The sequence below is a fragment of the Streptomyces chumphonensis genome (genome assembly GCF_014779715.1).
GTDB classification, from domain to species: domain Bacteria; phylum Actinomycetota; class Actinomycetes; order Streptomycetales; family Streptomycetaceae; genus Streptomyces; species Streptomyces chumphonensis.
In genome coordinates this window covers 44,444-62,916 of sequence record NZ_JACXYU010000009.1, presented here as the reverse complement: position 1 = coordinate 62,916, position 18,473 = coordinate 44,444, and the positions used below count along the sequence as shown (strand labels likewise).

The 18,473-nt window shown below is 73.8% G+C and carries 16 protein-coding genes, 1 tRNA gene and 1 pseudogene; 9 read left to right on the top strand and 9 right to left on the bottom strand.

Annotation, left to right across the window (positions count from 1 at the left end; genetic code table 11):
- The first annotated feature begins 263 nt into the window (after positions 1-263).
- Positions 264-1,088, top strand: a complete 825-nt coding sequence (locus IF129_RS17310; RefSeq protein WP_191210598.1) for a GNAT family N-acetyltransferase — start codon at positions 264-266, stop codon at positions 1,086-1,088.
- On the top strand, positions 1,085-1,927 hold the full coding sequence (locus IF129_RS17305) for a lysophospholipid acyltransferase family protein (protein WP_191210597.1): 843 nt from the start codon (positions 1,085-1,087) through the stop codon (positions 1,925-1,927). Before IF129_RS17310 ends, IF129_RS17305 begins: the two co-directional genes overlap by 4 nt.
- A gap of 83 nt (positions 1,928-2,010) precedes the next feature.
- Here the strand turns inward: IF129_RS17305 and IF129_RS17300 are convergent, their stop codons facing one another.
- Complete coding sequence (locus tag IF129_RS17300; protein ID WP_318153801.1) at positions 2,011-3,507, bottom strand: MFS transporter; 1,497 nt, start codon at positions 3,505-3,507, stop codon at positions 2,011-2,013.
- A 64-nt stretch (positions 3,508-3,571) separates the two neighbouring features.
- Positions 3,572-4,180 carry a TetR/AcrR family transcriptional regulator gene (locus tag IF129_RS17295; protein WP_191210596.1) on the bottom strand — a complete coding sequence of 203 codons (609 nt, stop codon included), beginning with the start codon at positions 4,178-4,180 and terminating at the stop codon, positions 3,572-3,574.
- Between the two features lie 154 nt (positions 4,181-4,334).
- On the opposite strand from IF129_RS17295, the gene IF129_RS17290 reads away from it, so the two are divergent.
- Positions 4,335-4,410, top strand: a tRNA-Arg gene (locus IF129_RS17290).
- 299 nt (positions 4,411-4,709) lie between these two features.
- On the opposite strand, the gene IF129_RS17285 is transcribed toward IF129_RS17290, so the two are convergent.
- The 4 genes and pseudogenes from IF129_RS17285 to IF129_RS17275 all read right to left on the bottom strand — a co-directional run bounded on the left by IF129_RS17285 (position 4,710) and on the right by IF129_RS17275 (position 7,738).
- A complete protein-coding gene (locus IF129_RS17285; RefSeq protein WP_191210595.1) occupies positions 4,710-5,588 on the bottom strand; it encodes a GNAT family N-acetyltransferase in 879 nt (292 codons plus the stop codon).
- Between the two features lie 177 nt (positions 5,589-5,765).
- Positions 5,766-5,861 (bottom strand): annotated as a pseudogene (locus tag IF129_RS26460) (IS5 family transposase); the annotation flags it as partial.
- 150 nt (positions 5,862-6,011) lie between these two features.
- Positions 6,012-6,644, bottom strand: a complete 633-nt coding sequence (locus tag IF129_RS17280; protein ID WP_191210594.1) for a TetR/AcrR family transcriptional regulator — start codon at positions 6,642-6,644, stop codon at positions 6,012-6,014.
- Positions 6,641-7,738 (bottom strand): saccharopine dehydrogenase family protein, encoded by a 1,098-nt coding sequence (locus IF129_RS17275; protein ID WP_191210593.1) that lies wholly within the window; start codon positions 7,736-7,738, stop codon positions 6,641-6,643. Before IF129_RS17275 ends, IF129_RS17280 begins: the two co-directional genes overlap by 4 nt.
- 469 nt (positions 7,739-8,207) lie before the next feature.
- Between IF129_RS17275 and IF129_RS17270 the strand changes: the two genes are divergently transcribed.
- Positions 8,208-8,630 carry an SHOCT domain-containing protein gene (locus IF129_RS17270; protein WP_191210592.1) on the top strand — a complete coding sequence of 141 codons (423 nt, stop codon included), beginning with the start codon at positions 8,208-8,210 and terminating at the stop codon, positions 8,628-8,630.
- Between the two features lie 27 nt (positions 8,631-8,657).
- Here IF129_RS17270 and IF129_RS17265 read toward each other — a convergent pair whose 3' ends face one another.
- Both IF129_RS17265 and IF129_RS17260 read right to left on the bottom strand, forming a co-directional pair.
- On the bottom strand, positions 8,658-9,269 hold the full coding sequence (locus tag IF129_RS17265; RefSeq protein WP_191210591.1) for a potassium channel family protein: 612 nt from the start codon (positions 9,267-9,269) through the stop codon (positions 8,658-8,660).
- 262 nt (positions 9,270-9,531) lie between these two features.
- Positions 9,532-10,323, bottom strand: coding sequence for an aminoglycoside adenylyltransferase family protein (locus tag IF129_RS17260; protein WP_191210590.1), 792 nt, complete (start codon positions 10,321-10,323; stop codon positions 9,532-9,534).
- Positions 10,324-10,624: 301 nt separating this feature from the next.
- Here IF129_RS17260 and IF129_RS17255 point away from each other — a divergent pair, with 301 nt between their 5' ends.
- The 4 genes from IF129_RS17255 (at position 10,625) to IF129_RS17240 (ending at position 16,021) form a co-directional block, all read left to right on the top strand.
- Entirely contained in the window at positions 10,625-12,793 is a 2,169-nt protein-coding gene (locus tag IF129_RS17255) for a serine/threonine-protein kinase (RefSeq protein WP_191210589.1), read from the top strand.
- A 129-nt stretch (positions 12,794-12,922) separates the two neighbouring features.
- Complete coding sequence (locus IF129_RS17250) at positions 12,923-14,128, top strand: NAD(P)/FAD-dependent oxidoreductase (RefSeq protein WP_191210588.1); 1,206 nt, start codon at positions 12,923-12,925, stop codon at positions 14,126-14,128.
- A 112-nt stretch (positions 14,129-14,240) separates the two neighbouring features.
- Entirely contained in the window at positions 14,241-15,146 is a 906-nt protein-coding gene (locus tag IF129_RS17245) for an RNA polymerase sigma-70 factor (RefSeq protein ID WP_191210587.1), read from the top strand.
- 107 nt (positions 15,147-15,253) lie between these two features.
- Positions 15,254-16,021, top strand: a complete 768-nt coding sequence (locus IF129_RS17240; protein ID WP_191210586.1) for a hypothetical protein — start codon at positions 15,254-15,256, stop codon at positions 16,019-16,021.
- 19 nt (positions 16,022-16,040) lie between these two features.
- Here the strand turns inward: IF129_RS17240 and IF129_RS17235 are convergent, their stop codons facing one another.
- The gene (locus IF129_RS17235) at positions 16,041-16,403 is read right to left on the bottom strand and encodes a cupin domain-containing protein (protein WP_191210585.1); all 363 of its coding nucleotides are present in this window, start codon (positions 16,401-16,403) and stop codon (positions 16,041-16,043) included.
- Between the two features lie 166 nt (positions 16,404-16,569).
- Between IF129_RS17235 and recQ the strand changes: the two genes are divergently transcribed.
- Positions 16,570-18,459: a DNA helicase RecQ gene (gene recQ, locus IF129_RS17230; RefSeq protein WP_191210584.1), complete on the top strand. Its 1,890-nt coding sequence runs from the start codon at positions 16,570-16,572 to the stop codon at positions 18,457-18,459.
- Positions 18,460-18,473 lie beyond the last annotated feature (14 nt).

The following is an 18,473-nucleotide window of genomic DNA, read 5'->3' as shown; positions in this document are numbered from 1 at the left end:
ACCCGCGCCGGGTGAACACACCGGCCGCGACGCGCGGGACGCGGCCCGGTACGGGACGCCACCGACGGGTGAACGCGACAGGACGAGCCGCGCCGCACCCCCCTACGCAGGCGTGTCGACCCCCTATGGCACGGCGCACCCCCGGACGTGCGCCGAGCCCCGCGTGACGCTGGCGTGCGGGCGCGACGTGCTCGCGTCCTGAGGCGACACCTCCGGCAGGACATCGACAGGTTCCAGGACGCGCAACGGAAGCGAGAGTCACCATGCCCCCGCCCTCCACCTCCGCCACCACCGCTCCCCCCGCCCCCGGGGCATCCGCCGCACCCGCGACCGCCGAGGCCGCCACGCCCGGCGCGGCGGCGTACGCCGCGTCGATCGCCCACAGCGCCGACCAGATCCGGGCCGCCCAGCGCCTGCGCTACCGGGTCTTCAGCGACGAGCTGGGGGCACGGCTGCACACCCCGCTCGCCGGTCACGACGTCGACGACGTCGACGACGTCGCGGACCACCTGATCGTGACGGAGCGCGCCACCGGCAGCGTCGTCGGCACCTACCGCCTGGTGCCGCCGGGACGTGGCGACCGCCTCTACTCGGACGGCGAGTTCGACCTGGGGGCGCTCACCCCCCTGCGTCCGTCGCTGGTCGAGGCGGGCCGCTCCTGCGTCGACCCGGACCACCGCAACGGCACGGTGATCAACCTCCTGTGGTCGGCCCTCACCCGCTACGTGCTGCTCTCCGGGCACCGCTACCTCGCCGGCTGCGCCTCCGTCCCGCTGGCCGACGGCGAGCGGCCCGCGCACACCGCCCTGTGCCTGGCCGAGGGCCGCCACGCCGCGCCCGCGGGGCTGCGCGTCACTCCGCACCGGCCGTGGCGCCCCACCGCGCCGTTCACCGGCCGCCCCTCCCCCGCCGACCTGCCGCCCCTGCTGCGCGGATACCTGCGCATCGGGGCGTGGCTGTGCGGGCCGCCCGCGCACGACCCCGAGTTCGGCACCGCCGACTTCTTCACGCTGCTGGACATGGAGCGCCTGGGCGACCGCTACCGGCGCTACTTCCTCGGCACGTCCTCCGAGGAGGCCGGGAGATGACGCTGTGGCGCGTCACCTCCTCGTGCACCGTGCGGTGCGTGGGGCCGAACGCGCGCCCGGTGTCCGCCGCGACGACCGCGCGACGTCTGGCGGCCGTCACCGCCACGGTGGGCCGCGCCGTCCGCGACGGCGACCGGCTCGCCGACCCGCTCCTGCTGCGGGACCGGGCCCGGTCCGTCCTCGGCGCGCTCGGCGTCGCGCTGGAGACGCAGGGCGCCCCCCTGCCGTCCGTCGCGCACGGCGGCCGGGTCCCGGGCGGCACCGGCCGCCCCGGCACGCTCATCGTCGCCAACCACATCTCCTGGCTGGACGCCGTCGCGCTGCTCGCCGTCGTGCCGACGCCGCTGCTCGCGAAGCGTGAGGTCGCCGGCTGGCCGGTGCTGGGCCGGGTGGCCGGCCGGGCCGGCACCCTGTTCCTCGACCGCGACGCCGTCCGGACGCTGCCCGACGCCGTCGCCCAGGTCGCCGCCGTCCTGCGCTCGGGACGGAACGTCGCGCTCTTCCCCGGCGCCACGACGTGGTGCGCGCCGCCGGGCGGCGCCTTCCGCCGCGCCACGTTCCAGGCCGCCGTCGACGCGGGCGCGCCCGTCCAGCCGGTGCGCCTCGGGTACCGCCAGTTCGGGGAGCCCAGCACCGTGCCCGCCTACGTCGGCCAGACGTCGTTCGGCACGTCGCTGCGGCGGGTGGCGCGGGCCGGTGGGCTGTCGGTCACCGTGCGGGCCCATCCCCCGATCGCCTCCGACGGCCTCACCCGTCGCGAGCTCGCCGCCCGCGCGCAGGCGTCCCTGCGTGGCCTCCCCGGGGCGTCGGCCCCGGCCCGCATCCCGCTGGCCGTCTGACGCCGGCCGTCTGACGCACGCGTCGGGGCGGCCCGGCCTCCGGCCGAACCGCCCCCGTGCGCATGGTCGGTGAAGGGACCGCGTCAGTGCGCCAGCACCGGCACGGGCTCCGCCTCACCGGCGCCCTTCGGGCCGCCCGTCACCGGACCGCCCCGCTGGCCCTTGGCGTTGACCAGCGTGAAGGCGAGGGTCGCGGCCAGCACCAGGATGCCGAACGCCCACCAGATCGCCGTCGTGTACCCGTGCACGACGGCCAGCATCCGCACGTCCCCCACGACCGGGGCCGAGGGCACGTACGACGCGGCGGCGCTCGCCGCGATCGTGTTCAGCAGCGCCGTACCGATGGCCCCGCCGACCTGCTGCGAGGTGTTCACCATGGCCGAGGCGACACCCGAGTCCTGCGGCCGCACGTTGTACGTGGCCAGCGACATCGCCGGCATGAACGCCGACCCCATGCCGAGACCCAGCAGCAACTGCGCGGGCAGGATGAGGGTCAGGTAGGAGCTGTCCGTCTCCAGCTGCGTCAGCATCAGCATCCCGAGCGAGCCGACCAGGAAGCCCGGACCCATCAGCAGCCGCGGCCGGACCCGGGTCATCAGCCGGGTGCCGATCTGCGTCGAACCGGTCACCATGCCGACGATCATCGGCAGGAACGCGAAACCGGTCTTCATCGGGTCGTACCCCTTCACCAACTGCAGGTAGTAGGTGAGGAAGAGGAACAGTCCGAACATCGCGATGATCGCGAGCCCGAGCGACAGGTACACCCCGCCGCGGTTGCGGTCGGCGACGACGCGCAGCGGCAGCAGCGGCGCGCGGGTACGGGACTCCGTCAGGACGAACGCGGCCAGCAGCACGACGGACGCCACGAACGTCCACACCGTGCCCGCGTCCGACCAGCCGTGCACCTCGGCGCGCGTGAAGCCGTACACCAGGGCCACCAGGCCGAGCGTCGACAGCAGCACACCGGGGATGTCCAGCGTCGAACGGTTCCGCGCGCCGGCCGGCTCCCGGATGACCAGGACGGCCCCGACCGCCGCGACGACGGCGAACGGGATGTTGACGTAGAACGTCCAGCGCCAGTCGAGGTACTCCGTCAGGACACCGCCCAGGATGAGGCCGATGGCACCGCCGCCGCCCGCGATGGCGCCGTAGATGCCGAACGCCTTGGCCCGCTCCTTGGCGTCGGTGAACATCACCGCGAGCAGCGAGAGCGCCGCCGGGGCCAGCAGCGCGCCGAACACGCCCTGCAACGCCCGCGCGCCGAAGAGCATGCCCTGGTTGACGGCCATGCCGCCCAGCGCCGAGGCCAGGGCGAAGCCGACCAGGCCGGTCACGAACGTCCGCTGACGTCCCCACAGGTCGGCGACCCGGCCGCCGAAGAGCAGCAGACCACCGAAGGCCAGCGCGTACGCGGTGATGACCCACTGCTTGTTGGCCTCGGAGATGCCCAGGTCCTCCTGAGCCGAGGGCAGCGCGATGTTGACGATGGTGGCGTCCAGGACGACCATCAGCTGGGCTATGGCGATGAAGGCCAGGGCCTTCCACCGCTTGGGATCAGGTTGGGTCGGTGTTTCGGACACAGCGGGTTCCCCCCTCGGAGAGCACGAACGAAAAGAACTGGGGAGACCGAAGGGGCCTTCGGTCTCAGACGGGTCGGCGCAACGCCTCCAACGTCGCCGGAGTCCCGGGAAGCCGGGACGGCGCCGGGGCGCGGAGGCCGTCGAGGAACAGCCGGACGTGCCGGGCCATGAACTGTTCGAGCTGACCGCAGCCCGTACCCGGCAGCGGACGGCTCAACTGGCTCAGCGCCATCAGCAGATCGCCCACGGCGACGTCCGGCCGCACGGCACCGGCCCGTTGGGCCCGGTCCAGCAGCCGGGCCACCAGGGCGTCCAGCCGGTCCCGGGCCGCCAGCAGCTCCGGATGCTCCCGGTCGAAGGCGTGCGAGATCATCGGACACAGCGCCCCGATCCGCTCCTCCACCGCGCCGAAGACGAACCGGCACAGGGCGTCGAACGGATCACCGTCGTCCGCCAGCGCCGTCCGGGCCCGCGCCGCGACACTGTCCGTCACGTGCGCCACGACCCCGCGCACGAGCGCGTCCCGGTCGGCGAAGTGCCGGTACAGCGTGGCGTTACCCACGCCGGCCCGGCGCGCCACCTCGTCGAGCGGCACCTCGGCACCCCACTCCACGAACAGCTCCCGAGCCGCGTCTACGATCCGCTCCCGGTTCCGCGCCGCGTCCGCCCGCACTCCGGCCTCCTCTTCCCGTCACTGTCGACACAACCACAAACGGGGACCTGTTCCCCACTTATTTCTTCGGCCGACGTGACCCCCATCACCCACCCCCGACCCTCCACCCCGCCGGCCCCTCCCCCGCCCGCTACACTGACCCCGGCACATCCCCGCCTCCGTAGCTCAGGGGATAGAGCACCGCTCTCCTAAAGCGGGTGTCGCAGGTTCGAATCCTGCCGGGGGCACCAGCGAAAGGGGCCGGCTCAGGAGGATCTGCCTCCCGGGCTGGCCCTGAGCGGTTTCAGGTGCCGTGCCACTACGCGGATGTCACCACTCCGGGTGGCCCGCCCACCCACGGACGGATGACGCCCAGCAGCTGTCAGGGCGATGTCCTTGCGCCGCTGCGCGGCCAGTTCACCGAAGCGCGGCGTGGTGACGATCTCCAGGAGCACACGCGACCGGTACCGGGACCGACCGTCTGGAGCGTGCGTCGAACGCGCGGACAGGCGGGCGGGGTGGCGTCCCGGCCCGGCCTGTCCGCTCCCTGCTAGAGGTGGAGCTGGTACCGGTGGGTCGTGTGCGTGTGTGCATAGCCGAGAGCGTCGTTGATCCGTCGCATGTGCGCGTTGCCGTCGGCTGTGTCGGTCAGGAGGCCGTCGAGGTCCGGGTAGTCCCTTCGGGCTTGTCGGATCGACTCGGCCTTCATCCATCGGCCGAGGCCGTGACCACGGTGCTCGGGCAGCACGCCCGTGCCGTAGTGCTGGCCGTCGCCTGCGCCGTCGCCGGGGATGACGAGTTCGGTGAACCCGGCGATCGATCCGTTGGAGGCGTCGACGGCGACGACGGTGTGCAGGTGGTCGCCGCGCTGTTCGACGGCCTTCGCCGCCGACCGGACGCGGTCGACGTCCCAGACCGTGGTGCCGTGCTCGGCATCGTCCATGGGCATGTCGTCCATGGCGCGACGCGAGGCGGCGAACGTCCGGGCGAGGTCGTCGGGAACGGTTCCCTGCCATGACGTCAGCCGGTAGCCGGGGTGGGTCCGCTCGGTGATTCCGACGAGGACGGTGGTGTCCACGTCGGCCGTCGCCAGGCGGGCGTACCTGAAGGTGAGCACCTTCCGGAAGCCGCGTGCCGTCAGGAAGTGGTCGCCGGGCGATCCGGCTTCGGCCTGCGCGACGACGTGGCGTCGGGCGTTGTCCTCGGCGGTAGCCACGGCGGTGTGGAGGAGCCGAGAGCCGACGCCCTTGCGGCGCTCCGCGGGATGAACGCGGAGGTCGAGCTCGGCACGATGCTCCTGCCCGCCGTCGAGTAGGCGCAGGAAGGCGGTCCCGGCGGTGACGGACTCCGCGTCCGAGGCCAGCCAGGCAAGACGTCGGCCGTGCGGTCCGTGGGCAGGGTCGGTCAGTGGGGTGATGCGAAAGGACAAGGGGTCTCCGTCGAGAAGAGGGGGCAAGGGTCAGTACGCGAGTTCACGTCCTGAGCACTCGTGCGCATGTGCTCCACACCTCCTGGTCGACAGCGCCGGCCTGCACCGATGCGGGCGGCCGGACGAACCTCACTGACCGCCGGACCTGTGGGCCACGGGTTTACGAGAGGGGCGATGTCCCCGCTTCCGGGCCCCGGCCGCGTGCGGAGGGGCACCGCGCACCGTGGAGTCGACGCTCACGTCCCACGTGATCGCCCCCTTCGCGTCAACACGGAACGGAGCTGCTTGTTCCTGCCCAAGACGTGTCAGGCGGTCCCTGCGCTGGGGTGACCGAGCCGGCCACCCATGCGGAGGTCGGGTCGATGCTGGTCGACTGCCTCGGGACGGGTGGCCGGTTCGGTGTGTGCGGCCCGGGGGTGTGGGTCAGGCGGCGCTTCCTTCCATCAGGTTGAGCAGCATCTGCCGGAGCAGGGCCTCCGTGGGGGCGGTGGGGCGGCCCGCGACGCCGGAGCGGAACAGGGACGCGCCTTCCATCAGCATCACGAAGACCTCGGCGCGGCTGCGGGCTTCCTCGGGGCCGGTCTGCGGGGCGCGTTCCCGGATGAAGGCCGTGAGTTGTTCGACGTAGGCGGCGTAGAACGCGGTGACGGCCTCGGCGGCCTGGGTGTCGTGTGCCGCCATCGCCCAGACCTCGGTGAACAGCCGAATCAGGTCGGGGTCGTCGTGGTCGGCGAGGATGCTCTCCAGGGCGGGGCCGGCGTCCGCTTCGCAGCATTCGCCGTCCGTGCCCCGATCCTTGGCACCACCGTGGCCCTCGGTGTTGGGTGTGAGGGCGGCGATCCGTTCCAGGGAGTCGGCCAGGATCCGTTCGAGCAGGGCGGCCAGCAGGTCGGAGCGTGACGGGAAGTAGTACTGGAGATGGCCGAGCCGGATCCCGGCCGCGTCCGCGACGGCCCGCATGGTCAGCTCCGCGCCGCCCGAGGTGAGCAGGATCCGCCGGGCCGTGTCCAGCAGGGCCGTGCGCCGCTGGTTGCCCTTGGAGGTGGCGGGGCTCATGCGGCGGCCGGGGCCGGGGCGAGGTCGGAGTCCACGCGGACGCCGTACTCCGTCAGGGTGGCGAGGGCGTGGGCCGGTCGCGGGTGCTGCTCCGGGAGGACCAGGCCCTCGGGAGCGGGCGAACCGTCGAGGCCGAGGACGCGGTGCAGGCCGAGCAGCGCCCCGAGCGCCGTGAGGTGGCTCTGGCCGTGCGGGTCGATGAGGGTGGCCGTACGGGTGGCGCCACAGTGGGTGACGTCCACCCGGAATCCGGCGGTGCCGCCCTCACCCGGGGCGTGCAGCAGGGCGCGGCGGAGCGGGGTCCAGCGTTCGCCGCCGGCCCAGCGGAAGAAACCGGCGCCGCCGAGGGCCAGGAGGGCGCGGGTGGCGCCGGCCGAGCTGAAGCCGATCCGGGTGGCGGCGGTGGCGGTGCCCAGGGTCAGCGGCAGGGTGAACTGCTCGGGGGTGTCGATCCGGGCGACGCGCACCGGGCCTGGTCCGATCCGGACCGTGCGGGCGTCGGTGAGCGGGGCGGCCAGACGGCGACGGCCGCCCTCGATCACCTCGAAGCGCACGCCGAGGCGGTCCATGAACTCCACGGAGTCCGCGCCGGACCGGTCGGCCATGTCCCAGCGGACGGCGGTCTCGACCCGTTCGGCGCCGCCGAGTTCTTCGGCCAGTGCGGCCGCGGCGATGCTGCTGACGCCGCCCATCCAGGCGGAGGAGAGCAGCACGGGCGCGGTGGGGCGCTGGAGCGCGGCCACCGTGACGGCGCGCTGCAGCCGGGCGGTCCACCGGGTGATGTCCACGTACGGGACGCCGGCCGAGGCGGCGGCGCGCAGCACGCGGTCGTCGGGATCGTTGACCGAGCTGACGACGGCACGGACGGCGGCGGTGAACGGCGCCGGATCGGCGAGGTCCCAGGCGCGCACCTCGCCGCCGAGTTCGTCGGCGAGGGCCCGGCCGCGCTCGGGGGAGCGGCCGGTGAGCAGAACGGGCGCCGTGGGGGCGACCAGTCGGGCGAGCTCGGTGCCCACGGTGCCGTAGCCGCCGGTGATCAGTACGGGGCCCTCGGGGTCGTGCCGGAGCCCGTCGGTGTTCGGGTGGTTCGTCATGAGCACTAGTTTAGGTCATCCGACCTAAAATTTGTGTGAGCGGGGGTACCCGGCCGTCCGGAGCGGGCGCCAGGTCCCGGCCTGAGGGCGCACGCACCGGGCCCGGGCCCGTCCGTCGAACGTGACCGCGTGGCGGCGGCCTGGCGGACGGGGCGGACGGGAGGGGCCCGCCGGTGGACGTGCGGGCGGCTGGTGGCGTGGCTATCGTTGACGGCGAGTGGCTTGCCGAGGCGAGGCCCTGACGGGTCGGCCGACGGGAGCCGCCGAGGTGCCGATCCGGTGCCGACCGAGCCGAGCGCGGCGGGTCTCCCGGACGCTTGGTCCCTGCTCTTCGTCGAGCCCTCTCCCCGCACACCCCTCCGGCGCTCACGCCCTCTCCCGTCCCGGGCGACGGGCCGTGCGGCCTCCTCCCGCGGGAGAACGGACGAGGAGGAGAGGCCCTGCGGCGACGGTGGTGAAAGGAGTCAGCATGAGCGGCGACGCAGTGAGCCTGGCCTACGACTATCCGGTCCTGGGGGCCTTCTGGACGATCATGTGGATCTTCCTCTGGGTCATGTGGATCTTCCTCATCTTCCGCGTCATCGTCGACCTCTTCCGCGACGACGACCTGAGCGGCTGGGCCAAGACCGGTTGGCTGATCTTCGTGCTCGTCCTGCCGTTCCTCGGCGTGTTCGTCTACCTCATCGCTCGTGGCAGGGGCATGGGCAAGCGGGAGCAGGAGCATGCGCGGGCCCAGCTGGAGAGCACGAACCGCTACATCCGCGAGACGGTCGGAGCCACCGGCCCCGTCAGCGAGGCGGAACAGCTCGCCCACCTCTCGGAGGTGCGGGCGCGGGGTGACCTCACCGACGAGGAGTTCCGCCGGGCCAAGGAGAAGATCCTGCACGCCTGACGGCGTCCGCCCCGCGCGGTGGGGGCGTCAGGGTGCGGTGTCGGGGCGCGGGGCGTCCGAGGGGGTGTGGGCCTGGCGGCGCAGGCCGGTCTCGACGGCGCTGGCCAGCACCCGGGCGGCGACGCCCACCAGCAGCAGTCCCACCACCATCTGGAGCATCGTCACCACCCGCGCGGTCTCCGAACTCGCGGTGATGTCGCCGAAGCCGACGGTGCTGAACGTGGCGAGGGTGAAGTACAGGGCGTCCGTCCGCGTCATCTCCTCCGTGAACGAACCGGGCGTGGAGCTGTCGATCAGGTAGTAGGTGCCGGCGAAGAGGACCAGGAACAGGACCACCGTCGCGGACAGCGCCTCGACGGCCCTCATGCGGGGGTGCGGTGAGCGTGCGATGGCACGCACCTCCCACAGGAACACGAGCAGGGTGACGAGGAGGCCGACGACGAGCAGGAACGACGCCGTCGTGTCGCGCTCGTCGAGTGGCAGCACGTAGTACGCGGTGACCAGGGCGACGGTGATGAGGACGGTCCGGGCGGCGGCCACGGCGGCGGGCCAGGACAGGGTGGGGAACCGGGGGCGCGGCCGTCGCGTGTCCGGGTCCTTGCCGGTGCCGCCCGTCCGCGCGGCGTTGGGGTCGCTCATGTCGTCCCTCGTGGTCTGTCGGAGTCCGTGGTGCGGTGGACGGGTCCCGTGGACCGCCGACCGTCACGACGATGCTCGACGGATCGTCCGCCGGGAGGCGCTCCGACACGCGACGATTTGCTTACCCGTCAGGATCGGGGCACGGGCTGACGCGGTGTATGCGCCGCGTGGGAACCGTGTGCCTACGCGCGACCCGGTCCCGTGAGTCCGGCGTCCTGCGGTGGCGACTCGCTTCGGAGACGACCGTCTTCGTCGCCGCCGGTCACAGCCTCGGAAGTGGTTCCTCAGCCCGCTGGGTCCGGCCGAGCAAACGATCGATCTCGGCGAGCACGTGGGACACGTGCGGACGGACCTGTCCCCGCAACGTCTCGCTCCAGTCTTCCTCGGAGTAGTGGTAGCCGCGGTAGAGCTGCCTGGCGTGCTCCAGCACAGGGCGGTGTTCAGGGGGGAGCTGGGCGAGGGCCCAGTCAGCGGCGGCGTCCTTCGGCCTGATGTGGCCGGTGGCGAGTGTGGTCCAGACGCGTGCGAGGGTCAGCAGGACGTTGCGGGTGTCGCTGTCGAGGTCGTGAAGCAGTGCGGGAATGCCCGCCAAGCTGGCGCGGACCAGGTCGGTGTGCGGGACCGGGTCAAGGGCGTGCGACGGCGGCGGTCCGACGAGGGGGCGGTTACCCATCAGCGTCGTGGTGATCGTCAACGCCAGATCGGGCAGCGCGTGTGGCCGGGCCCCCTTCCCGGCTTCGTACTCGGGACGTAGCCACTCGCCGTACAGGAAGTCGCAGCTCGGGGGGTATCGCCACGGGCGAACTGCGGACTGGACGACCACCGTGAGCTCAACCGGTCGGCCTCTTGGCGGGAAGCCGGAGACTCCGAGCAGTCCTTCGAGGAGGGCCCGCCGTTTTCTCTCTCCCATCGACCTCCGGGAAACGACCAGGACGTCCACGTCGCTGGCTGGTCTGAGACCTCCGAGCACGGAGGACCCGTGAAGGTAGACGCCGATGAGATCCCCGCCCAGTACGTCACCGGTCACGTTCGCGATCTCTCGATGCTGAGTCACCCGGCAAGTATCCCCCGCCGTCCGGTCGGGCCGCACGGCACCATGGGCTCCGTCGCGACGAGCGGTGAGCGGTGAACGCGTTGAGGGGACCGTTGTTCGGTCGACGCCGGTCAGTGGCGATCGGACGCGTCGGCACGGTCCGGCCTTGGACGAGGGGTTACGCACCGGCCGCACCGGGACCGAGGTTCGTCATCGACGGATCACCCGCCGCCCTTACATTGAGACGACAGACCGCTTGGACGGATGTGCGCCCGGGGCGGGTGGCGGGGACGGGGGGGGCGCGCGTGGGGAGTGACGCCGTATGGCCGGGATGACGTTGTACGGGCTGGATTCCGCCGATCCGCGGCGGCTGGGGCCGTACCGGTTGCTGCGCCGGATCGCCACGGGCGGCATGGGCCGCGTCTACCTGGCGCGGCGGGAGGGCTCGGGGAGGGGTGCGGGTGCCGCCGGGCCGACGGGGACGGTGGTGGCCCCCGGGCTCGTGGCGGTCAAGACCCTCCTCGCGGAGGGGGTCGTCAGCAGGCCGGACCGGGCGCGGTTCGCCCGGGAGGTGGAGCTGGCGGGCCGTGTGGACAGCGAGTACACGGCCCGGGTGCTCGACGCCGACGCGCGGGCGGAGCGTCCGTGGCTGGCCATCGAGTTCCTGCCCGCGCCCAATCTGGCCGAACTCGTCGGGGAGGCCGGGACGTTACCGGTCGCGGGGGTGCGTCGGCTGGCGGCGGGGGTGGCGCGGGCGCTGGTCGAGCTGCACGGCGTGGGCGTCGTGCACCGCGACATCAAGCCGCTGAACGTCCTGCTGCCGCACGACGGGCCCCGGCTGATCGACTTCGGCATCTCCCACGCCCACGATCACACCAGTTCGACGACGACGCTCGGCACGTTCGCGTTCACCTCGCCGGAGCAGGCCTGCGGGAGGAGGTCGACGGCGGCGTCGGACGTCTACTCGCTCGGTGCCACCCTCTTCTTCCTCGCGGTCGGCCGCCCTCCCTACGAGCAGACCGACCACTCCTTCGGGCTCCTCGCCCTCGTCCAGCGTGGCGAGCTCGACACGACCGGGCTGCCGCCGGAGTTGGCGCCGCTGATCCTGCCGATGCTGCGGGCCGAGCCGCGCAGCCGTCCCGCACCCGCCGACGTGCTGCGCGACGCGCTGGCCGGGCTCGGTGCGGGGGCGGCGGCCTCGTGGGCGGGCGGGGCGCTGCCGCCGGCGTGGACGACGCTGATCGAGGAGTACGCCGAGCAGGGGCGCCGGCTGCGGGACGAGGCACTGCGTCTCGACGCGGCCGAGGCACCGACCCGGGTGGCGCCCGGGGGAAGGTTCCGCTCCGCGGGCCGGACCTTCGGGGCGATGCGCGAGCAGTTGGACGCGCTGCGTCGGCAGCGGGAGGCCCAGGCGCGGGAGCGGGCCGACGAGCAGGCGGAGGAGGAGGCGCGGGAGCGGGCTCACCGGGAGGCGGCGGAGCGCAGGCGCCGCGAGCGGGAGCGACGGGAGGAGGCGGAACGCGCGGAGCGGGAGCGCAGGGCCCGGGAGCGCCGCGAACGGGAGGAGCGGGAGCGGCGCCGCAAGGAGCGGGAACGCCGCGAGCGGGAGGAACGGGAGCGCCGTGCACGGGAGCGGGCCGCGCACGGGGCGGGCACGGGCGCCGGGTCCACCGGCGGGCGGAAGCCCTCGGACGGGTGGGGTGGCCTGCTCGTCGTCCTGCTGGCCGTCGGGCTGTTCGTCTGGCAGCCCTGGGACCGGTGGGACGACGCCGCGCAGGGCGGTCCGACGCCCCGGGTGACGTCCGACGGCGGGGGTGGCGACGGTCTCACGGCCGGTGGTCTCGACGACACGGGCGCCGGTGCGGACGGGGACACCGGTCTCGACGGCCCGGCCGGCTCGGCGAACGGCGGCTTCGACGAGCCCGAACCGGAGCCCGAACCGGAGCCGGAGCCAGAGCCGGAACCCGAACCGGAGCCGGAGCCCGACCCCACCGAGGAGGCCTTCCGGGCCGTCTCCCCCGGTGACTGTCTGGACGTGGTCGACACCGGGTACGGCGGTCTCACCCGGTACGACTGGAGCGCGGAGGTGCCGCGCACGACGTCCTGCGGTGCGGGGACGCGCGTGCGGGTGACGGGCACGGCCGGGGACTGCCCGTCCGGTACCGGGAAGGCCACCTGGTCGTACGTCTCCTCCGGCAGCGGTGAGCCGACGGAGCTGTGCCTCACCGGGCAGTACCGCCAGGGGGACTGCCTGCTGGCCCGGCGCGACGGCGACTACGCCGAGAGCGTCGCGATGCTGTCCTCCCCGAACTGCACGGACCGCAGGGTTCCGGCCGCGTACAACGAGATCATGGTCGTCACCGCGCTCTACCGGGCGGCGCCGGGCACCGGCACCGAGTCCTGCCGGTACGGCGCCTACGACCGGAACACGTACTGGTCGGTGACCGTGGACGACGGCGCCACCCTGGTGTGTCTGCGGGCCTTCGACTGAGCCAGGGGCCCGGGCCAGGGCCCACGGCGACGCGCCACGGGCCCGGGGTGTGAGGTGGGCCACCGGGTGTCACAGGGGGCGGGGGCGCGGTGTCCCGTGGGCGTATCCCTGATGCGGAGGAGAGACACCATGGCTGGGAAGACCGACGTAGTGGTGATCGGCGGCGGGTACGCCGGGGTCATGGCGGCCAACCGCCTGACGCGCCGCGACGACGTGACCGTGACCCTGATCAACCCGCGCGCCACGTTCGTCCACCGCGTGCGCCTGCACCAGTTGGCCGTCGGGAACGACGAGGCGGTCGTGGAGTACGGGGAGGTGCTGCGGGCGGGCGTCCGCCTGGTGGTCGACGGTGTGGCGCGGATCGACGTGCCCGGCCGGGGCCTGACGCTGGCCTCCGGCGGCACGCTCGGCTACGACTACCTCGTGTACGCGGTGGGCAGCGGCAGCGCCGACCCGCGGGTGCCGGGGGCGGCGGAGCACGCCTACCCCCTCGCCTCCCTGGAGGAGGCGCGGCGGCTGCGGCCGGTGCTCGACGCGGCACCCGCGACGGCGGCCGTCACGGTCGTCGGAGGGGGACCTTCCGGCATCGAGACGGCCGCCGAGCTGGCGGAGGAGGGCCGGGCCGTGAACCTGGTGTGCGGCGGGGCGCTCGGCCCGTACCTGCACCCCCGGGGCCGGCGTGCGGTGGCCCGGCGGCTGGCCCGGCTCGGTGTGACGGTGCACGCGGGGCCGGACGCCGAGGTGACGGAGGTGACGCGGGAGGCCGTGCGGCTGCGCGACGGGCGGGAGCTGCCGAGCGCGGTGACGGTCTGGACGGCCGGGTTCGGCGTTCCGGACCTGGCCCGCCGCAGCGGGTTGTCCACCGACGCGCTGGGCCGGCTGCTCACGGACGAGACGCTCACGAGCGTGGACGACGAGCGGGTGGTGGCGGCCGGGGACGCGGCGGCGCCGTCCGGGCTGCCGCTGCGGATGAGCTGCCAGGCCGCGATGCCGCTCGGGGCGCGGGCCGCCGACACGGTGCTCAGCCGCCTGGCGGGCGAGCGGCCCGGGACGCTGAACCAGGTGTTCACGGGCGAGTGCATCAGTCTGGGGCGCCAGGAGGGCATCATCCAGTTCGCGCGGCGGCGGGACGTCGCGGTGGGGTTCCACGTCGACGGCCGCGCGGGTGCGAAACTCAAGGAGCTCGTGTGCGAGTGGGTCGTCAAGCAACTGGCCGCCGAGGCGCGCCGGCCCGGCTCGTACGGCCTGCACCGGGTCCCGGGAGGTGCCGCGCGGGAACGGGCGCTGCGGGCCCGGCGCGCCGCGGGCCCGGCGGCCGCCGAGCGCGCGGCATAGTCCGAGACCCGCGGAACGCTTCGAGTCCAGCGGCTTCACGCATGCCGGGCGGTGTCGTCCCCCGAGCGTGGGGGCCCGCGCGGCGTGCGTGCACAGGGAAAGGCACTGAGAGATGAACCGGTACGCGGCCGACCCGGCGACCGAGGCGTTCGTCGCCCACCGCAACCTGCTGTTCACCGTCGCCTACGAGATGCTCGGCTCGGCGGCCGACGCCGAGGACGTCCTACAGGAGACGTGGCTGCGGTGGGCCGACGTGGACCTGGCCGCAGTGCGGGACCGGCGCGCCTACCTGGTCCGCATCACGACCCGGCAGGCGCTGAACCGGCTGCGCACGCTGGCGCGCCGCAAGGAGGCGTACGTCGGCCCCTGGCTGCCGGAACCGGTGCTCACCGCGCCGGACGTCGCCGAGGACGTCGAGCTCGCCGAGAGCGTGTCGATGGCGCTGATGCTGGTCCTGGAGACGCTGACGCCCACCGAACGCGCGGTGTTCGTGCTGCGCGAGGTGTTCGAGGTCGGGTACGACGAGATCGCCGCCGCCGTGGAGAAGTCGCCCGCGGCCGTGCGGCAGATCGCGCACCGCGCCCGTCGGCACGTCGACGCCCGCCGCCCGCGCGCGGTGGTCTCGCCGGGTGAGACGCGGGCGGCGCTGGAGTCGTTCCTGCGGGCGCTGGAGACCGGTGACCTCCAGGGCCTGCTCGACGTGCTCGCCCCCGACGTCGTCCTGACGAGCGACGGCGGCGGGGTCAGGCAGGCCGCCCTGCGGCCGATCACCGGTGCCGACAAGGTGGCCCGCATGCTCGCGGGCGGCCTGCGCAGGTTCGCGGGGCGGCTGACCGGCGAGCCGACCCTCGTCAACGGGAACCCGGCGCTGCTCGTGCGGCTGGACGGTGCCGTCGACGGCGTGATCGCCGCGCACGTCCGGGAGGGGCGGATCACGGGCCTCTACTACGTCCGCAACCCGGAGAAGCTGACCCGGGTCGCGTCGGAGACCCGGCTCACCCGCGCGGCGGATGCCTGAGGACGCCTGAGGAGGGGCGCCTCGGCGGGCGCCGGACGCGGCTGCGGGCGCGCCCGGACGGTTTCGGGGCGCCGCCGGTGGGGGATCCCACCGGCGGAGGTGGGGGGATGGGCGCGGACGACGGGTTCGGGGACTTCCACACGTACCTGCACGCGGCCGTCGCGGACGCGGCGCTGTCCGTGGGCGGCGTGCGGCACGGACTGGTGCTGGTCACCGACCGGGTGGCGGTCGTCCGGACGGTGGGGCGGCTGCGCGCCTGGGCGGGGCCCCGGTGGCGTGCGGCGGGTGCGGGGCGGGGAGCCGACGCTCCGGCGTGGTGCGACCTGGCGGGCGTCTCGCTGCTGCTGTCCCTCCAGTTGGCGAGCGAGGCGGACTCCCTGGCCCACTCCGGCCGGGGGGCGTTGGGGTGGACGATGGGGGTGGCGGCCTACCGGCGCTTCCTGGGCGGGTCGGTCGATCCCCGGACCGGCGAGCGGGAGGACTACGACCAGGCGCTCAAGCGCGTCATGGACGAGCAGTCCCTGCGCTCCACGGGCCGGCGCACGATGCCGCTGTACCGGAAGCTGACCAGCGCGGCGTTCGCCGCCGCCCACGTCGACGGGGGCGCGGGTGCGGCGGTCGCGGAGGAGGCGGTGCGGCACTACGTCCCGGACCGCCTGGACCAGGTCGGCGGCCTGCCGGTGCCGAGGGGGCATGCGCAGGACCGTACCCGCGTGTTGGGGCGGCTGGTGGCGGACGCGGGCTGGAGCGGGGACATGGCGACGGCGGGCGCTCCCGACCGGGGTGGCAGCGCCCGGAGCATGCTGGCCTCCCACCGCTTCGACGCCCTGCTGGGCCTCGACACCCCGAACCCCGGCCGCGCCGCGTCGGGATGAGGGGGATCGAGGGCGGGGTTCAGCGCTGGGCGTAGGTGGGGCTGGTCATCCAGTCGATGATCACGCACGGCTCGTCGCCGACGACCCAGGCGTCGTGTCCCGGCTGGACGATCAGCAGGTCGCCCTGGCCGAACTCGACCTCCTCGCCGTCGTCCATCCGGACCCGGAGGCGTCCGGCGGTGACGTAGCCGAGGTGGGGGCTCTGGCAGCTGTCCGTGCCGACGATGGGCTTGACGTGCCGGGACCACTGCCAGCCCGGCTCGAAGACGCCGCGCACCACCGGTCCGCTCTCCAGGTTCACGAGGTCGAGGTGCCCGGTCCCCTGCTCGAAGGGGCGGACCTCCTCGGGTGAGTCGAAATTCTTGCGGCTGACGCCCGACATGGTGGGCCTCCTGTGCGCGTCGAGTTCGTCTCCACCTTCGAGCCTATGCCCGCGCGCGGACGCCCGCCGCTCCGCGCGGTGCCGCGGGGACGGCGGTGCGGCGGGGGTGAGCGGTGGTGTCCGGACGTGGTCTCCGGGTGTCGCTCCGCGCTCTTAGCATGGGCGGATGGCTGAGCAGCGCAACCCCCTCGACGTCCTGAACCGTGTCTTCGGCTACGACGCGTTCCGTGGGCCGCAGCAGGAGATCATCGAGCACGTCGTGGACGGCGGGGACGCCCTGGTCCTGATGCCGACCGGGGGCGGGAAGTCGCTGTGCTACCAGATCCCGGCCCTGGTGCGGGAGGGCGTCGGCGTGGTGATCTCGCCGCTGATCGCGCTCATGCAGGACCAGGTGGACGCGTTGCGGGCGCTGGGGGTGCGGGCCGGGTTCCTCAACTCCACGCAGGACCTGGAGGAGCGGCGGCTCGTGGAGGCCGAGTTCCTGGCCGGGGAGATCGACCTGCTGTACCTCGCTCCGGAGCGGCTGCGGGTGGAGTCGACGCTGCGGCTGCTCGACCGGGGCACGGTGTCGCTGTTCGCCATCGACGAGGCGCACTGCGTGGCCCAGTGGGGGCACGACTTCCGGCCGGACTACCTGATGCTGTCCGAGCTGCACGAGCGGTGGCCGCACGTGCCGCGGATCGCGCTGACGGCGACGGCGACGGAGGCCACCCACGCGGAGATCGCCTCGCGGCTGAAACTCCAGGACGCCCGGCACTTCGTGGCCAGCTTCGACCGGCCGAACATCCAGTACCGGATCGTGCCCAAGGGCGAGCCGAAGAAGCAGCTGCTGAAACTGCTGCGCACCGAGCACGAGGGGGACGCCGGGATCGTCTACTGCCTCTCCCGCGCCTCGGTGGAGAAGACGGCGGAGTGGCTCTCGCAGCAGGGCGTCCCGGCGGTGCCCTACCACGCGAAGCTCGATCCGGCGGTACGTGCGGAGAACCAGGCCCGGTTCCTGCGCGAGGACGGTCTGGTCGTCGTGGCGACCATCGCGTTCGGCATGGGCATCGACAAGCCGGACGTGCGGTTCGTGGCGCACCTGGACCTCCCGAAGTCCATCGAGGGCTACTACCAGGAGACGGGCCGCGCCGGGCGGGACGGGCTGCCGTCGACGGCGTGGCTGGCCTACGGGCTCCAGGACGTCGTGCAGCAGCGCAAGCTCATCGACACCGGCCTCGGGGACGACGCGCACCGGCGGCGGCTCACCGCGCACCTGGACGCGATGCTCGCGCTGTGCGAGACGGTGGAGTGCCGCCGGGTGCGGCTGCTGGCGTACTTCGGCGAGGAGAGCGGCCCCTGTGGGAACTGCGACACCTGTCTGACGCCGCCGGAGACGTGGGACGGGACGGTGGCCGCGCAGAAGGCGCTGTCCACGGTGGTGCGGCTGAAGCGGGAGCGCGGCCAGAAGTTCGGCGCGGGCCAGATCATCGACATCCTGCTGGGCCGCAAGACGGCGAAGGTCATCCAGTTCGACCACGACGCCCTCAAGGTCTTCGGGATCGGCACGGAGCTGGGCGAGGCGCAGTGGCGTTCCGTGGTGCGGCAGCTGGTGGCCCTCGGCCTGCTGGCTGTGGAGGGCGAGTACGGGACGCTGGTGCTGACGGAGGCGAGCGCGGAGGTGCTGGGCGGTCGGCGCGAGGTGGCGCTGCGCCGGGACCCGCGCCCCGCGGCCACGGCGAAGGCCCCGGCCAGGGCGTCCGCACGCGGCGGGCGGGCGGCGGCCGTCGAGCTGCCCCCGGAGGCGGAGCCCGTGTTCGAGGCGCTGCGCGCGTGGCGGGCGGCGACGGCGAAGGAGCAGGGCGTGCCCGCGTACATCATCTTCCACGACGCGACGCTGCGGGAGATCGCCGCCCGGGCGCCGCGCTCGACGGCCGAGCTGGGCACGGTCAGCGGCGTCGGCGAGGGCAAGCTGGCCAAGTTCGGGGACGCGGTGCTGGCCGTGCTGGCGGGGGACGAACCTCCGGCCGAGGACGGACCTCCGGCCGAGGACGAGCCCCCGGCCGAGGACGAGTGACGCCGGGCGCGGCG

Excerpts from the sequence above, each read along its gene's own strand:
- IF129_RS17310 (WP_191210598.1), top strand. The coding sequence starts at position 264 with ATGCCCCCGCCCTCCACCTCCGCCACCACCGCTCCCCCCGCCCCCGGG.
- IF129_RS17305 (WP_191210597.1), top strand. The coding sequence starts at position 1,085 with ATGACGCTGTGGCGCGTCACCTCCTCGTGCACCGTGCGGTGCGTGGGG.
- IF129_RS17280 (WP_191210594.1), bottom strand. The coding sequence starts at position 6,644 with ATGAGCCCCGCCACCTCCAAGGGCAACCAGCGGCGCACGGCCCTGCTG.
- IF129_RS17275 (WP_191210593.1), bottom strand. The coding sequence starts at position 7,738 with ATGACGAACCACCCGAACACCGACGGGCTCCGGCACGACCCCGAGGGC.
- IF129_RS17270 (WP_191210592.1), top strand. The coding sequence starts at position 8,208 with ATGAGCGGCGACGCAGTGAGCCTGGCCTACGACTATCCGGTCCTGGGG.
- IF129_RS17265 (WP_191210591.1), bottom strand. The coding sequence starts at position 9,269 with ATGAGCGACCCCAACGCCGCGCGGACGGGCGGCACCGGCAAGGACCCG.
- IF129_RS17255 (WP_191210589.1), top strand. The coding sequence starts at position 10,625 with ATGGCCGGGATGACGTTGTACGGGCTGGATTCCGCCGATCCGCGGCGG.
- IF129_RS17250 (WP_191210588.1), top strand. The coding sequence starts at position 12,923 with ATGGCTGGGAAGACCGACGTAGTGGTGATCGGCGGCGGGTACGCCGGG.
- IF129_RS17245 (WP_191210587.1), top strand. The coding sequence starts at position 14,241 with ATGAACCGGTACGCGGCCGACCCGGCGACCGAGGCGTTCGTCGCCCAC.
- IF129_RS17240 (WP_191210586.1), top strand. The coding sequence starts at position 15,254 with ATGGGCGCGGACGACGGGTTCGGGGACTTCCACACGTACCTGCACGCG.
- IF129_RS17235 (WP_191210585.1), bottom strand. The coding sequence starts at position 16,403 with ATGTCGGGCGTCAGCCGCAAGAATTTCGACTCACCCGAGGAGGTCCGC.
- recQ (WP_191210584.1), top strand. The coding sequence starts at position 16,570 with ATGGCTGAGCAGCGCAACCCCCTCGACGTCCTGAACCGTGTCTTCGGC.